General features: G+C 40.0%; 17 protein-coding genes. All 17 read right to left on the reverse strand.

Annotated features, from left to right (window positions below):
- Positions 1–407: 407 nt before the first annotated feature.
- The 17 genes from ACZ5N5_RS02400 to rpiB all read right to left on the reverse strand — a co-directional run bounded on the left by ACZ5N5_RS02400 (position 408) and on the right by rpiB (position 16,259).
- Entirely contained in the window at positions 408–806 is a 399-nt protein-coding gene (locus tag ACZ5N5_RS02400) for a F0F1 ATP synthase subunit epsilon (protein WP_054861566.1), read from the reverse strand.
- A gap of 40 nt (positions 807–846) precedes the next feature.
- Positions 847–2,250 carry a F0F1 ATP synthase subunit beta gene (atpD, locus tag ACZ5N5_RS02405; RefSeq protein ID WP_054861565.1) on the reverse strand — a complete coding sequence of 468 codons (1,404 nt, stop codon included), beginning with the start codon at positions 2,248–2,250 and terminating at the stop codon, positions 847–849.
- A gap of 83 nt (positions 2,251–2,333) precedes the next feature.
- A complete protein-coding gene (gene atpG / locus ACZ5N5_RS02410; RefSeq protein WP_054861564.1) occupies positions 2,334–3,200 on the reverse strand; it encodes an ATP synthase F1 subunit gamma in 867 nt (288 codons plus the stop codon).
- Positions 3,201–3,296: 96 nt separating this feature from the next.
- Positions 3,297–4,805, reverse strand: a complete 1,509-nt coding sequence (atpA, locus tag ACZ5N5_RS02415; protein ID WP_109985414.1) for a F0F1 ATP synthase subunit alpha — start codon at positions 4,803–4,805, stop codon at positions 3,297–3,299.
- A gap of 21 nt (positions 4,806–4,826) precedes the next feature.
- A complete protein-coding gene (locus ACZ5N5_RS02420) occupies positions 4,827–5,369 on the reverse strand; it encodes a F0F1 ATP synthase subunit delta (RefSeq protein ID WP_054788815.1) in 543 nt (180 codons plus the stop codon).
- The gene (atpF, locus tag ACZ5N5_RS02425; RefSeq protein WP_109985416.1) at positions 5,366–5,893 is read right to left on the reverse strand and encodes a F0F1 ATP synthase subunit B; all 528 of its coding nucleotides are present in this window, start codon (positions 5,891–5,893) and stop codon (positions 5,366–5,368) included. The genes ACZ5N5_RS02420 and atpF overlap by 4 nt, the downstream gene beginning before the upstream one ends.
- 128 nt (positions 5,894–6,021) lie before the next feature.
- Positions 6,022–6,228, reverse strand: coding sequence for a F0F1 ATP synthase subunit C (atpE, locus tag ACZ5N5_RS02430; RefSeq protein ID WP_018930781.1), 207 nt, complete (start codon positions 6,226–6,228; stop codon positions 6,022–6,024).
- Positions 6,229–6,317: 89 nt separating this feature from the next.
- On the reverse strand, positions 6,318–7,040 hold the full coding sequence (gene atpB, locus ACZ5N5_RS02435; protein WP_109985503.1) for a F0F1 ATP synthase subunit A: 723 nt from the start codon (positions 7,038–7,040) through the stop codon (positions 6,318–6,320).
- Between the two features lie 23 nt (positions 7,041–7,063).
- Positions 7,064–7,432 carry an ATP synthase subunit I gene (locus ACZ5N5_RS02440; RefSeq protein ID WP_054861562.1) on the reverse strand — a complete coding sequence of 123 codons (369 nt, stop codon included), beginning with the start codon at positions 7,430–7,432 and terminating at the stop codon, positions 7,064–7,066.
- The gene (locus ACZ5N5_RS02445; protein WP_054788814.1) at positions 7,432–7,659 is read right to left on the reverse strand and encodes an AtpZ/AtpI family protein; all 228 of its coding nucleotides are present in this window, start codon (positions 7,657–7,659) and stop codon (positions 7,432–7,434) included. The genes ACZ5N5_RS02440 and ACZ5N5_RS02445 overlap by 1 nt, the downstream gene beginning before the upstream one ends.
- A gap of 321 nt (positions 7,660–7,980) precedes the next feature.
- Positions 7,981–10,086, reverse strand: a complete 2,106-nt coding sequence (locus tag ACZ5N5_RS02450) for a S8 family serine peptidase (RefSeq protein ID WP_464373208.1) — start codon at positions 10,084–10,086, stop codon at positions 7,981–7,983.
- A 95-nt stretch (positions 10,087–10,181) separates the two neighbouring features.
- Positions 10,182–11,321 carry a non-hydrolyzing UDP-N-acetylglucosamine 2-epimerase gene (gene wecB, locus ACZ5N5_RS02455; RefSeq protein WP_464373209.1) on the reverse strand — a complete coding sequence of 380 codons (1,140 nt, stop codon included), beginning with the start codon at positions 11,319–11,321 and terminating at the stop codon, positions 10,182–10,184.
- Between the two features lie 24 nt (positions 11,322–11,345).
- A complete protein-coding gene (upp, locus tag ACZ5N5_RS02460; RefSeq protein ID WP_054788810.1) occupies positions 11,346–11,975 on the reverse strand; it encodes a uracil phosphoribosyltransferase in 630 nt (209 codons plus the stop codon).
- Positions 11,976–12,797: 822 nt separating this feature from the next.
- Complete coding sequence (locus ACZ5N5_RS02465) at positions 12,798–13,706, reverse strand: nuclease-related domain-containing protein (RefSeq protein WP_464373210.1); 909 nt, start codon at positions 13,704–13,706, stop codon at positions 12,798–12,800.
- Positions 13,707–13,814: 108 nt separating this feature from the next.
- On the reverse strand, positions 13,815–15,053 hold the full coding sequence (locus ACZ5N5_RS02470; RefSeq protein ID WP_054788807.1) for a serine hydroxymethyltransferase: 1,239 nt from the start codon (positions 15,051–15,053) through the stop codon (positions 13,815–13,817).
- A gap of 198 nt (positions 15,054–15,251) precedes the next feature.
- Entirely contained in the window at positions 15,252–15,794 is a 543-nt protein-coding gene (locus ACZ5N5_RS02475) for a TIGR01440 family protein (protein ID WP_054788806.1), read from the reverse strand.
- 24 nt (positions 15,795–15,818) lie between these two features.
- Positions 15,819–16,259 (reverse strand): ribose 5-phosphate isomerase B, encoded by a 441-nt coding sequence (gene rpiB / locus ACZ5N5_RS02480; protein ID WP_054788805.1) that lies wholly within the window; start codon positions 16,257–16,259, stop codon positions 15,819–15,821.
- Between the last annotated feature and the right edge of the window lie 9 nt (positions 16,260–16,268).

The following is a 16,268-nucleotide window of genomic DNA, read 5'->3' on the forward strand; positions in this document are numbered from 1 at the left end:
TATTGGAGACTATTTTGAGAATTGTTTAGGTATGTTGGCGAGTTGGGGGTATTCGAAATGAAATTTGTAGCTTTATCGCCGATATAATTTTATTTTTGACAAATCTTCTATTATTCTGTTGGGATACTTGGTGACCAGTTCTTTTGACTCTGAGTTGTATGGTTATTTAGTTCTATAAAATACTTTGTTGTAGGTTATTGGAGTGTTAAAGATTAGCTGGTGATCGTGGCATTACCTATTTATCTTGGTTATCTGGTTCAGGGAACGTGCTATTCCTAGATATATCCTTTTTTCTTGTGATCTTGCTCTAGGTTCATCATGTTACCAAGATATATAATAATAATTTTCCATTGCTATAAAGAAGAAACAAGAGACTTCTCCTTAATGGCGAAGTCTCTTGTGGTAACTTATCTATTTTCAGCAATGTCTAATCGATTCATAGCACGTTTTAGTGCTAGTTCTGCCCTTCTGAAATCAATTTCATCTTGTTTAGCTTGTAAGCGTCGTTCTGCTCGTTCCTTAGCGGCTCGGGCACGTTCAATGTCTATGTCCTCAGGACGTTCCGCTGATTGTGCCAGAATTGTTACCTTATCAGGGCGAACCTCTAGGAACCCACCACTTACTGCAATGCGTTCTGGGTTTGGACCTTTTAGGCGAACACCACTAATGGATAATGGAGCAACGAGTGGAATGTGACCAGGTAAAATACCAAGTTCACCACTTTCAGCTTTACAGCTAACCATCTCAAATGTATCTTCCAGAACAGGGCCATCTGGAGTAACAACACTTACTGTTAGTGTATTCAACAGAACCCCTCCTCAGGCTGGAATTGAAACATATTGGCTATTAAGCCATTTGCTTCGCTTTTTCAACTACCTCTTCGATACGGCCAACTAAACGGAAAGCATCTTCTGGAAGATCATCATATTTACCTTCTAGAATTTCTTTAAAGCCTTGTACCGTTTCTTTTACAGGAACATAAGAACCTGGTTGACCAGTAAACTGCTCTGCAACGTGGAAGTTTTGAGATAAGAAGAATTGAATACGACGAGCACGAGCTACTGTCAATTTATCCTCATCTGAAAGCTCATCCATACCTAAAATTGCAATAATATCTTGAAGCTCTTTATATTTTTGTAGTGTACGTTGTACTTCACGTGCTACCTCATAGTGCTCTTCACCTACAACTGCAGGGTCAAGGGCACGAGATGTTGAAGCAAGTGGATCCACCGCTGGGTAAATACCTTGCTCTGACAATTTACGATCAAGGTTAGTTGTTGCATCTAGATGGGCGAAGGTTGTCGCAGGTGCCGGATCCGTATAGTCATCGGCAGGTACATAAATCGCTTGAATAGATGTAACAGAACCTTTATTAGTAGATGTGATACGCTCTTGTAACTGACCCATTTCCGTTGCTAGTGTTGGTTGGTAACCAACTGCAGATGGCATACGACCAAGTAATGCCGATACCTCTGAACCAGCTTGTGTAAAACGGAAAATGTTGTCAATAAATAAAAGCACGTCTTGACCTTGTTCATCACGGAAGTATTCAGCCATGGTAAGACCTGTTAATGCTACACGCATACGCGCTCCGGGTGGCTCGTTCATTTGACCGAACACCATCGCTGTTTTGGAAATAACACCAGAGTCCTTCATTTCATAATAGAGGTCATTTCCTTCACGAGTTCGCTCTCCAACACCGGCAAACACGGAAATACCACCATGCTCTTGTGCAATGTTGTTAATTAGCTCTTGAATAAGAACTGTTTTCCCAACACCGGCACCACCAAACAAACCGATTTTACCACCTTTAATATATGGCGCTAAAAGGTCTACTACTTTAATTCCTGTTTCTAAGATTTCTGTATCTGTTGCTAAATCATCAAATTTTGGTGATTGACGATGGATTGGATCACGACGAATGTCAGTACCTAATTCTTCGTCTAAGTCAATTTTTTCACCTAATACGTTAAATACACGCCCTAATGTCACATCACCAACTGGTACAGAGATTGCTGCATTTGTATCAATAACCTCTGCTCCACGCTGTAATCCTTCTGTAGATGACATCGCAATAGTACGAACAGAATCATCACCAAGGTGAAGTGCTACCTCAAGCGTCAATTCTTGTGATTCGCCTTGTATTTGGTACTGTACCTTTAACGCATTGTATATTTCCGGGAGGTGTCCATCGTCGAATTTAACGTCAACGACTGGTCCCTTGATTTCAATAACGCGTCCCTTTGCCATCGATTTCCCTCCTAACTACTATTTCAATCTCATTCTCACTTAAACTCTTTAGTGCTAGCCTAACTATTTGCACTCTCCATTTTCTACTCTAATGCTGCTGCTCCACTCACAATTTCGGTGATTTCTTGTGTAATGGCTGCCTGTCTTGCACGGTTATACTGTAAAGACAAATCAGAAATAAGCTCATCCGCGTTATCAGTCGCATTTTGCATTGCTGTCATACGTGCAGCATGTTCACTTGCTTTACTATCAAGTAATGCACCAAATATTAAGCTTTCAGCATATTGTGGTAACAGCACATTTAAGATCTCTTGTTGATTTGGTTCATACTCATACATACTCTTACTACCACCACTTACTTCATCTTGTAAGTCAGTAAGTGGAAGAAGTTTTTTAGATGTAACCTCTTGTGATATTGCACTGACAAAGTGATTGTAGAAAATCACTAACTCATCAATTTCACCATCAATAAACAGTTGTACTGTTTCAGAAGTAAGATCTTTTACATCAGCAAAGTTTGGTTGATCCGATAATCCAGTGATCTCATGTAAAATTGGGATTCCACGTTTTTGGAAGAAATCACGTGCCATTCGTCCAACAACAATCACTGCAAATTCATCATTTGATTGATGGCGATCTTGAATCGTACGATACACTTTACGAAGTACTCCACTATTAAATGCACCAGCAAGCCCACGATCAGAAGCAATAACAAAATAAGCTGTTTTCTTTACTTCACGTGTTTGGAGCATCGGATGATCCGCATCCTGCCCACTTCCAGCAATACTTGTTACTACTTCTTTGATCTTGTTGCTATATGGATCAAAAGCTTTGGCAAATTCCTCTGCCTTACTCAGTTTCGATGCTGATACCATATGCATTGCTTTTGTGATTTGCTTCGTTTTTTGTGTAGAAGTAATTCGTGTTTTTATATCTCTAAGTGATGCCACTACATGTCACCGTCCTTTCTTACTTGAGATTGACGATCATTTCATGAAGGTCTGCACTTTGCCTAGACAAAGGCAGACAGATTAAGTTGATACGACTTATTCAGAAACAATAAATTGTTTTTTGAATTCTTCAATTGCATTACCCATTTCGCCTTCATCGGCTAATGCACCAGTTTCTTTAATTGTATTAAGCAATTCTTTTTTGTTTTTGTCCATCCAGTTTAGGAACTCTTCCTCAAAACGAGTGATATCCTCCACAGGGATATCATCTAGGAAACCTTTTGTTAATGCATAAAGGATCATTACTTGCTTTTCAGCAACAAGTGGTTTGTGTAATCCTTGTTTGAGCACTTCTACAGTACGAGCACCTCGGTTTAATTTTGCTTGTGTTGCTTTATCAAGATCTGAACCGAACTGTGCAAATGATTCAAGCTCACGGAATGACGCAAGGTCTAGACGAAGTGTACCCGCAACTTTTCTCATTGCTTTAATTTGGGCAGATCCCCCAACACGCGATACGGATAAACCTGGATTGATCGCTGGTCTTACACCAGAGAAGAATAAATCTGATTGCAAGAAAATTTGCCCATCTGTAATAGAGATTACGTTTGTAGGAATATAGGCAGAAATATCGCCTGCTTGTGTTTCTACGAATGGAAGTGCTGTTAATGAACCTCCACCTTTTGCATCACTAAGCTTCGCTGCACGCTCCAATAAACGAGAGTGTAAGTAGAATACATCCCCTGGGAATGCTTCACGTCCTGGCGGGCGGCGTAATAATAGGGAAAGCTCACGATATGCGTTCGCTTGCTTAGATAAATCATCATATACGACGAGTACATGCTTTCCGTTGTACATGAACTCTTCCCCCATAGACACCCCAGCATATGGCGCTAAGTACTGTAATGGTGCAGGTTCACTTGCTCCAGCTGATACGACAATCGTATAATCTAATGCACCATGCTTACGGAGAACTTCTACTGTTCCACGAACGGTAGAGTCCTTTTGGCCAATTGCCACATAGATACAGATCATATCTTGATCAGCTTGGTTTAGAATAGTATCAACAGCTACAGTTGTTTTACCAGTTTGGCGATCCCCAATGATTAACTCACGTTGACCACGACCAATTGGAACAAGAGCGTCAATTGCTTTAATACCTGTTTGTAATGGCTCATCAACTGATTTACGATCCATTACACCTGGTGCTGGTGATTCAATTGGACGAGTTTTTGTTGTTTCAATCGTACCTTTGCCATCGATTGGTTGTCCCAATGGATTGACAACGCGGCCAATTAGTTCCTCTCCTACTGGCACTTCCATAATACGACCAGTACGACGAACCTCGTCACCTTCGCGAATACCTGTGTATGGTCCAAGGATTACAATCCCAACATTTGATTCTTCTAAGTTCTGTGCCATACCCATGACACCGTTTGAAAACTCTACTAGCTCACCAGACATTACGTTATCTAGCCCGTGTGCACGAGCGATACCGTCACCGATCTCGATAACTGTACCGACATCACTTACTTCGATGTCTGAATCATAGCTTTCAATCTGCTGCTTAATCAGTGCACTGATTTCTTCAGCTTTAATGCTCATGCCAATTCACCCCTATCGTCCTTAATTTGCATTTGCTATTTTACGTTCTAATCGATCAAGCTTTCCTTTAATCGTACCATCATAAATCGTGTTGCCTACTTTTATCTTGACACCACCGATGATTGATTCATCCACTTGATTCGTTATTTTCAATGCTTTCACATTTAATTTCTTCTTAAAGGTTGTTTCAAGCTCTTGTTTTTCCTCTTCTTGAAGAGGGCGAACAGAGTAGACAATGGCTTCTTTCATTCCCTTTGATTCATTTGCAAGCTTCGTGAATTGAAGTGCTACCTCGGGAATAATCGACACATTGTGGCGATCTACAAGTAACGAAAGTGTATGTAATACATCCTCCGAAAAGCCTGTGAACGCTTCTTTCAGTAGTGCTTTCTTTTTAGCATGATCTACTTTTGGATGTTGTAGAAATGGAAGAAGCTTTTTATTGGTTTCGAAAACTTCTTTCACTGTTGCTAATTCTGTATCAAGAAAATCAATCGTTTGTTTTTCTACACCAATTTGGAATAGAGCTTCTGCATAACGCTTTGCTACATTTGCTTTACTCATCGCTCTTCTCCTACCTCTTTAATGTAGTCACTGATCAATTGTTCTTGGTCTTCCTTGTTGATTTCTTTTTCAATTACTTTTGTAGCAATCTGGACAGATAATGTAGCCACCTGTGCCTGTAATGCTTCAATTGCTTTTTCTTTTTCACGTGCAATATCCTCTTCTGCTGATTGCTTCAATCGCGCCGCAGCCTCTTGTGCCGCTTGGATAATTGCCTGCTCTTGCTCTTGACCTGCTTTTTTCGCTTCTTCAATGATTTGTTGTGCCTCTTTACGAGTTGCACTTAACTGCTCATTCGCTTCTTTTGCCGCTTTTTCCGCAATTTCGCGATTCTTCTCAGCAGTATCTATTTCATTTGCGATATAATTTTCACGCTCTTCCATCTTGTCCATTAAAGGACCCCAGGCAAATTTTTTAAGCAGGATAAGTAGAATCGCAAAGCTTAAAAGGGAGAACAAAATTGTTCCACCATGAAAACCACCTATGGATGCGTTGATGATGAGTCCACTAGCTAGTTCTTGCACAGTGTTCACTCCTTCCAACAATTAATCGTATCTATCCTATGTTCTATCATTGTCAATACTTACTTACAAAGGAATGGCGAAGATTGTCTAAGACGAACTTCGCCATTCTATCAGGTTATAAGTATGAATTACATTACCATAAAGGCAATTACAACGGCGAAAATAGGAATCGCCTCTACTAACGCTACCCCGATAAACATCGTTGTTTGAAGTGCACCTCTTAATTCTGGCTGACGTGCAATCCCTTCTACTGTACGACTTACGATCATACCGTTACCTAAACCAGCACCAAGTGCCGCTAAACCAATTGCTATTGCAGCTGCTAAAGCTCCCATATTCTATTTCCTCCTTTAAGATATATAACTATTGCTTTATTTTTTGTACTATCAATTATGATGAATGGTAGTTGATAGTAGGAATTATATTAATGATCTGAACTCACTTTGTGAGACATATAGACCATTGTTAACATTGTGAAAATAAATGCTTGGATTGCTCCAATAAATAAACTAAATCCTTGCCAAGCCAACATTGGAATAATGGAGAAGGCAAAGGCAGGAATTGCTATCATTGCCATTTTAGTAATAAGAGATAATAAGATTTCACCAGCGAAAATATTACCGAAAAGACGTAGACCTAATGTAAGAGTATTAGTGAACTCTTCAATGATTTTAAATGGTAATAAAAAAGGTACTGGTCTGACATAATCTTTTGTATACTCTTTGAAACCTTTTACCTTTATCCCGTAATAGTGTGTTAACAAAATAACCATTGTTGATAAGGATAGGGTTAAGGTTGCATCTGAGGTTGGTGACTTCCACCATAATGTGTGTCCAAATGTTACCATGGTGATAACACCTAAAATATTACTTATAAAAAGAAAAACAATTAATGTTAATCCTAGTGGTAAAAATACCTTTCCTGTTTTCCAATCCATGGTATCCCCGATAATGCCTTTAACAAAATCGATAATCCATTCCATAAAGTTCTGAAATCCTTTAGGCTTCATTTGCAATCTTCTTGATGCAAAAAAGCAAATAAAGAAAACTATGACACAGGTGATAAATGTCATCAAAACCGTTGCTAGGTTAAAGTCTAACCATGGAATTCCCCATAGATCGTATAACATCGGTGATTCGTGATCCAATTGCTTCACCTCACTTCCTTGTGCTAGTCTTGTTTTCTAAATAGAGCAAAATCTATCATAATAACAACATAGGCTGTTATTAATCCAATAATTACAGATAAAAAATGGAAATGTTCTTCGAATCGCATTGCAATGAGAACTGCTAATGCTGCGGTTGCAAGTCTGGTAAATGTCCCGATTCCATTTACTCTACCGCCATCTGCTGCGGCACGACCGAATCGTTCCACTTTCCTTTGCATCAACCAAAGGTTATAAAAACTCAATGTTGTTCCTAGGAGAAGTCCGAGGAAGATACTAGTATAGGAGGTAAAACCCCAGCCTAGTACGAAAAGTGCAAGAAGGTAGAACATCCATTTACGTTGACGGGTTATCATTTTTTTGTATTGGTCCATTATTCTTCGTCTCCCGTTATTTCTCTTACGTAATGAATAGTTCCGTATAAACCGGCTCCTAGACCTAAAAGTAGACCGATGATTAAAAAGAGTGGTTTTGTTGTAAAATACCGATCTAGCCAGCTACCAAGCCACAATCCAATTAATGGACCACCAGCCAATTGTGATAGGATGGCGCTTGTGATCGCTAAGCCTTGTAATGGTCTTTTACTCCCTGGTGATGTCAAACTGCATCACTCCATATTTCACGTATACAAAAATTATGTATAGGGTAAAAAGGTTGATTTCGCGGAAAAATTCCTATATATAGAAAAATTTGTCACAGTTATGCAAACCTTATCATCTACCATCAAATAGCATACAATAGGGCACGATTATTGTCAATCCATTTTCAAGACAAAATCTCAGAATATACGGACAAGATACGAGTATTTTGTCCAAAATCCTCGAATATTCAAATCTGAGCTATTTTTTTATTGTTTTCGAACAATTTGTGACAATTATTTCGCAATTCGAAAGATTAAATGATATACACTCCATCAAGTTACTTATTCTTGACGGAGTGTATCTTCTATCAGAATTGGTGTTTGGTATTGATATTTTTCTCCATTTGTCGTGATCACCGTGATATTTGCCACATAGCTCCCTTTAGCTGGTATCCTATCTTTCTTTAAGCTACCTTCGACCACTCCTTTTGACTGGTCGTTTAACTGTAAAATGGTTTCTTTAAATGCAAATGTTTTGTCATCATATAAATCAACCGTCACACTTTCTGCATCCTCTACCATGTACAACTGATAGTGATACTGACCATCAAATGGTTCTAAGTAGAATTCAAGTCCCATTGCCATCGGAACATCAGCTGCTTCGGTCACATACAAGTAAGGTATCGGATGATCATTGAGATAAAGATAACCTTGCAGGAAAGGTTCTGCCTGCTGCTTTGCTTGAAGTATTGCTTCTATTTCAATCTCTTTCTTTTCCCCTGGCTGTAATGTAAAGGAGCTAGGTAAATGAAAACGCAAATCCTGTGATAGCTTTGGCTGTTGAAAGCTATAGCTGATAGGCTGATCTCCTATATTCTCCACTATCATGGAATGGCTGCTTCGTTCAAGGATAGCACCACTTTTCCCAAGCTGGACAAAGGAGTGATATAGTAATGTATCTGTATTAATTGCTTCACCTATATCAACCTTTCCCGCTCCTTGCTCTGTTGGAAGAAAGCTTTCTAGTGGATCAGCTGTGGTTAATAAGGCTGCTTTCAACTGTTGAGGTGTCCAATCTGGATGTGCTTCTTTTAACAATGCTAATATTCCTGCTACATGAGGGGCGGCCATACTTGTCCCATTAAGACTTTGATAGCCATTTGGTACAGTACTCATGATGCTTGCACCAGGTGCCACTACCTCTGGCTTTATTGCCCAATTGACTGTCACGGGTCCTCTTGAACTAAAATCTGTTACGGTATCTTGAATTTTTTCATGCTTGATTTCCAAATAAGAGCCATGGGCATTCCTCAACCATTCACCTGTTTCCTTGGAAATACCAGCAACCGGAATACTTATCTCTGCTTCGATCGCTCCTTGAAAGCTTTCTTCCTCATTATTAGCAATTAATAATGCTTTTGCTCCCCTTTTTTCAGCTTCTATGGCTAGTTTTGTGAAAGGTTGTTTTCCACGGTCGACGATTAAAATGCTATCCATCGGTAATTTGTCTTTTGCTCTATCCTCGTGAGCTATACGTAGATCTCGCTCCAATAACCAAGGAGGCGCACCTTGCATTGGCCAAAGCTCTATTTTTTTTTCTAAAAAACGATCGTATAAGTAGGGATGCTCGATTTGTGGTGTAGAGGCACCAACGGCAATGACACTATCGGCTGTTGCAGGCGATCCAACTGTCCATGGGTCTGGCCCTGTGTTACCATTGGCAATTACAACGGTAACACCTTGTTCCGTGGCACGGTTAACCGCTATCGATGTTGGCCAATCAGGTCCATTAATGGTGTTACCTAAAGATAGGTTAATGATGTCCATCTTATCTTCTACTGCTTGCTCAATTGCTGCCATTACTTGTACGGAGGTCCCAGTTCCACCTGGGCCTAATGCACGATATCCATATAGTTCAGCTTCTGGCGCAACTCCTTTCATTTCTCCATTTGCTGCAATAATTCCGGCTACATGGGTTCCGTGCAAGGTAGGTATGCCCTGTTCTTCTGTTGTTTCCATCGGATCTTGATCGAAATCAACGAGGTCATAGCCACCCTTATAGCTTTTTCGGAGATCGGGATGGGTGTAGTCAATGCCTGTGTCAATCACCCCGACTTTTACACCATCACCTGTATATGGTAGGTTTTCTGGTAGAAGAAAAGGGACACTTTGATTAATCGTTTCCTTTGTTTCCAGCGCTTGATATTTTTGAACTGGATAGCTTTGTTTAAATAGCCCTCTGTTTTTCAGTTTTTTTAACGTACGATTATCTGCCTTAATCGCAATACCATTAAAAATCGTGTCATAAATATGTAGTATCTCTACTCGTGGGTAATAGGTTTCCATTTCCTCAGCAATCTCATGTGGATTATCCTCTACTTCGATGATAAATGATTGCTCTTGTTGCTCAGGTTGTACTATCAATGTCATTAATAACCACCAAATCATGTCACGCCAACTCCTTATGTACCACTAGTGTGTACATAAATAACAATTCTATGATGTTTTTTTCCATTAGAAAAAGCCCCGAAAAAATCGGGACTTTAGAATGGTTTTGGCTGTTCAGTTGTTTGATTGAAAAAGTAGCGGATCGCATCAGCTATTCGCTCTGATGCTTTTCCGTCTCCATATGGATTAGAAGCACGTGCCATTTTGCGGTGGGCCTCTTCGTCTGATAGGAGCTCATGTGCAAGGTTAAATATGTTATCCTCTTCTGTTCCGGCAAGTTTTAATGTGCCTGCCTCAATACCCTCTGGGCGTTCTGTTGTATCTCTTAGTACAAGTACTGGCACTCCTAAGGATGGAGCTTCCTCTTGTACCCCGCCTGAATCGGTTAGGATAAGGTGTGCTCTTGAAGCAAAGTTATGGAAATCAACCACACCTAATGGCTCAATTAGCGAAATGCGTGGATCATCGCCTAGAATTTCTTTTGCCGTTTCTTGTACAACAGGGTTTAAGTGAACAGGATAAACAACATGGATATCTTCGTGCTCATCCACTAATCGTTTAATGGCACGGAACATTTGTTGCATATTTTGTCCTAAATTCTCACGACGGTGTGCGGTCATGAGAACGAGACGCTTACTTCCCACTTGTTCCAATACAGGATGTGTATAATCCTCGCTTACTGTAGTAGATAATGCATCAATTGCTGTATTACCAGTAATGAAAATAGTATCTTCTTTTTTATTTTCATTTAAGAGGTTTTGCTTTGATTTTGTCGTTGGTGAGAAATGAAGATCTGCCATAACGCCTGTTAGTTGACGGTTCATTTCTTCTGGATATGGGGAGTACTTGTCCCATGTCCTTAAACCTGCCTCCACATGTCCAACTGCAATTTGATTATAGTAGGCAGCCAGTGATGCGGCAAAGGTTGTCGTAGTATCTCCGTGAACAAGCACGATATCAGGCTTCGTTTCTTGCATCACTTGATCTAGCCCTTCTAGTGCTCTTGTCGTAATCTGCGCTAATGTTTGTCTTGCTTTCATAATATTTAAATCATGATCTGGGGTTACTTGAAAAATATCAAGCACTTGGTCCAACATTTCGCGGTGCTGTGCTGTTACCGTTACAATCGACTCAAATTGTTCAGGACGTTTTTGTAATTCTAATACAAGTGGTGCCATCTTGATTGCTTCTGGTCTCGTTCCGAAAATAGACATCACTTTGATTGGCTTTGACATTTTTATGATACTCCTTTTTATATGTTATTTTGTGCCAAAAAGACGATCTCCCGCGTCTCCAAGACCTGGGATAATATAACCTTTTTCGTCTAGTCTTTCGTCAAGTGCCGCTAAATATATATCGACATCTGGATGTTCCTTTTGAATGACTTCTACTCCTTCAGGTGCCGCAATTAGACACATCAGCTTAATATTTGTAGCTCCACGCTTTTTAAGTGAATGAATCGCATCATTTGCTGATCCTCCTGTAGCAAGCATTGGGTCTATGACAATAAAATCACGTTCCTCAATATCTGTCGGGAGCTTCACATAATATTCGACTGGCTGCAATGTTTCTGGATCACGATACAAACCAACATGTCCAACTTTTGCTGCTGGAATAAGACGAAGCATTCCGTCCACCATTCCTAAGCCAGCTCTTAAAATCGGGACAAGGCCAATTTTCTTCCCACTAATCACTTTCGTAACTGCTTCTGTAACAGGGGTTTCTATCGTTTTTTCCTCTAAGGGTAAATCTCTTGTTATTTCAAATGCCATAAGGGCTGAAACTTCATCTACTAATGCACGAAATTCTTTTGTTCCAGTATTTTTATTACGTATGTACGTCAGCTTGTGTTGAATAAGCGGATGATCCAATACAAATACATTGCTCATATACTGATCTCTCCTTTTTTGGTTTGACAACTGTAAACTGTTCATCCTTCAAATTGTACTGAAAAAAGCAGATGCTTTCAAGTAAAACAAGAAATTTGTCAGAGGATGTTATTAGCCGCTTGTTTGAAACCACATCGGGCGTCAGACTAATTAATTTGTTTCTATTGGATACTTTGGGGCGGTTTGTGCTGGATTATTGGTCTGGGCTTTTAAGATGCAATCGAGGGATGCAATTTTAAATCTTTCTTACATGTAGTCGGGGCGCCTTCTCTTCGGCGAATGCAGTTTAAACCTTTCTTACATGCAGTCGGGGCGCCTTTTCTCCGGCGAAAGCAGTTTTAAACCTTTCTTACATGCAGTCGGGGCGCCTTCTCTCCGGCGAATGCAGTTTTAAACCTTTCTTACATGCAGTCGGGGCGCCTTTTCTCCGGCGAATGCAGTTTTAAACCTTTCTTACATGCAGTCGGAGCGCCTTCTCTCCGGCGAATGCAGTTTTAAATCTTTCTTACATGCAGTCGGGGCGCCTTTTCTCCGGCGAAAGCAGTTTTAAACCTTTCTTACATGCAGTCGGGGCGCCTTTTCTCCAGCGAATGCAATTTTAAACCTTTCTTACATGCAGTCGGAGCGCCTTCTCTCCGGCGAATGCAGTTTTAAATCTTTCTTACATGCAGTCGGGGCGCCTTTTCTCCGGCGAAAGCAGTTTTAAACCTTTCTTACATGCAGTCGGGGCGCCTTCTCTCCGGCGAATGCAGTTTTAAACCTTTCTTACATGCAGTCGGGGCGCCTTTTCTCCAGCGAATGCAATTTTAAACTATTACTATTTTATTCATAGTAAGTCCATTTACTTTTGTATATTTTTTTATAATGTTTTTCTAAAATTCTCTGGATCCTTTGCTTCGAATCGATGATGGCACACCATTCTTGTATGACTTTTGACGTGATTTTTATAGTTGGGAAAAGTAATTTATATTCTTCAACAGTACGCAAAACAGCATTTTCTACGGATTCTTCTATCTTACATTCTACACAAATACATTTACGACCTTCAATAGCCATCGAGAAAGAGTGGCATTTGGAGCAGATGACTCCTTTCTTTAATGGACCGTCACTATAATTCGGTAAATGCGAGATTGGTGATTTCTCGATATGCATCGATTTGAAAAGTTGAGCAAGTTTATCGTCCTGTTTCTTCATGATGGATTTCATCTTATTAAATTGTCGGATGTACCGATTGATTTGTGTTGGAAAGATGATGGGTTTATTTAGTGGAGCTTGATATAAAGTGAATTCTGGATTGACAAAAACAACAAAGCCTTGGATACGGATGTTATAATGATGGGATTGGAGGAATTGTCGGAGAAATGATTCACATTTTTGGAGCTGCAATAGAGGATCACTCACTTCTATTTGTTTTTTCATCTGCAGCTTTCCCATGTCATCATAGTAAAAATCTCCTTCAAAGTTTTTTATTTCAAATAAATAAATTTCATTTGCTAGGAGCATGAGGGAATCGATTTGAAATAGGCTGTTATGATGCTTTAGCCGTAGGTCATTTAAAAAATAGTGATTACACGTTAGCTGTTTCATTATGGAGTCGAAATATTTCTCACCACAGAAGCCTTTTTGCATGCTTTTAAAATATTTCTTTTCCTTTTCTGATAAATTCCAACGTCGATTGAGAGAGGCAAATATTCGTAACTCATCAGGTTCTCTTCTTTCTTTTATGATCATATCCCACAACCTTTCTACCATTATTTACATGTGAGTTTATAATAGCATATCCCGAACGTCAAGCAATACATAGAAAAACCCCTGTCATATGACAAGGGCTTCTTCCGATTATCTTTGATAAAGAGGGAATTTTGCGGTTAATGCTTGCACTCTTTCTCTTGCTTCTTCTTGGACTTTTTCATCTTTTGTATTTTTTAAAGTAAGTGCGATGATTTTAGCTACCTCTTCCATCTCCGCCTCACGGAAACCGCGGCTTGTAACAGCAGCAGTACCAACACGTACACCACTTGTGACAAATGGGCTCTCTGGATCGAATGGTATCGTGTTTTTGTTCGTTGTAATGCCTACATCGTCTAATGCTTTTTCTGCATCCTTACCAGTTAGATCAAGACCACGAACATCTAATAGTAATAAATGGTTGTCCGTTCCATCTGAAACCGTGCGAATTCCTTCTGAACGTAATACTTCACCGAATCGTTTCGCATTTTTGATAATATTTTCACCATATTCTTTAAAAGAAGGTTGTAATGCTTCCTTCAATGCAACAGCTTTAGCTGCAATCACGTGCATTAAAGGGCCGCCTTGCATACCAGGAAAAACGGTTTTATCAATTTGCTTGGCGAATTCTTCTTTACATAATATCATCCCACCACGAGGACCGCGTAACGTCTTATGTGTGGTAGTTGTCACAAAATGGGCATGAGGAACTGGGTCTGGATGCAATCCAGCTGCCACTAAACCTGCAATGTGCGCCATGTCTACCATAAGATAGGCATCGACTGCATCGGCAATTTCACGGAATTTTTGAAAATCAATTTGACGTGGATAGGCACTAGCACCTGCTACGATCAATTTCGGATTGACTTCTTTTGCTTTAGCCAAAACTTCCTCATAATCAATTTGCTCTGACTCCTTATCCACACCATATTCCTCAAAGTTAAACAGCTTTCCACTGAAATTTACAGGACTTCCGTGTGTAAGGTGTCCACCATGACTTAAGTTCATTCCAAGTACTGTATCTCCTGGCTCTAGGATGGTAAAATAGACAGCCATATTCGCCTGTGCACCTGAATGTGGCTGAACATTAACATGCTCTGCACCAAATAATTCTTTGGCACGATTACGCGCAAGATCCTCTGCTACATCCACATGCTCACAGCCACCGTAGTAACGTTTACCAGGATATCCTTCGGCATATTTATTCGTTAGTACAGAACCTTGCGCCTCCATTACTGCTTCAGATACAAAGTTCTCTGATGCGATCAATTCAATTTTGTCATTTTGTCGCTTTCTTTCATCTTCCATCGATTGGAAAAGTTCTGGATCAAAGTTTTTAAGATGCTCCATCGTTTGCTCCCCCTAAATCCGTTTTGGTTATCAGATGATTCTTAACGAAGATATCTCGCAGAAACATTCGTTTTTACCTAAATCTATTTCTAAAATAACATTATTTGTGAAATATTTCTAGTCCTTTTACGAATAAATTGAACAAAACATGCACCTTTATTCGTGATTTACTTTAAAGGCGCATGTTTTTAAAATATTTCATTCGTATTTTGCTCTTGGGCCTCCGATTAACTTCGGCCTTGTCATTGCTTGATTTACCCTTGCACGTCCTATATATCGCTGTTTAAATCTGAGTGGTACCGCTACATGCTTTAAATGCATGCCAATCATCGTCTCACCAACATCCATACCCGCATCTGCTTGAATATGCTCCACCACTACAGCATCAGGAAGATGCTTATACGCATATGCTGCCATAGACCCTCCAGCGGTCCTCACTGGCACGACGGAGACCTGACCTAAATTATGTTTCTGCATCACTTCTTTTTCGATAACGATGGCACGATTTAAATGCTCACAGCATTGAAAAGCTAAGTGAATACCAGTTTGTTCCTTGAAAAATTGTAATTCCCGAAAAATCATTTCCGCTATTTCTTCACTGCCTGAAGTTCCAATCCGTTCTCCCGCCACTTCACTTGTGGAACAACCAACCAGAAAAACATCTCCTGGCTGTAAGATCTTAGACTCTCTCCACTCTGCCAGGATTTCACGTATATCTTGAGCCCATTGATCAAGCTGCATGCTGTGCTTCACTTCCTATACGCTTTATTGATTTTCGTACTCTGTGACTTTGCCAATTCGATTCGCATGGCGACCACCTTGGAAATCTGTTCCGATCCATGTTTTAACAATTTCACGAGCAAGTCCTGGACCGATCACGCGCTCTCCCATCGTAATCATATTGGAATCATTATGCTCTCGAGTTGCCTTTGCACTAAAAACATCATGCACTAATGCCGCACGAACACCTTTTACCTTATTCGCAGCAATCGACATGCCAATTCCTGTTCCACAAATAAGAATACCACGATCAAATTCTCCGCTTGCTACTCGTTCTGCTGCTGGAATTCCATAATCAGGGTAATCAACAGAATCGGCACAGTTGCATCCAATATCTTCATATTCAATATTCAATTCTTCCAATAATGAAGCGATTTCCTTTGATAAATGGATTCCACCATGGTCTGATGCTAAAATGACCTTCATGCGATACCA

The sequence above is a fragment of the Gracilibacillus sp. JCM 18966 genome (assembly GCF_055392695.1).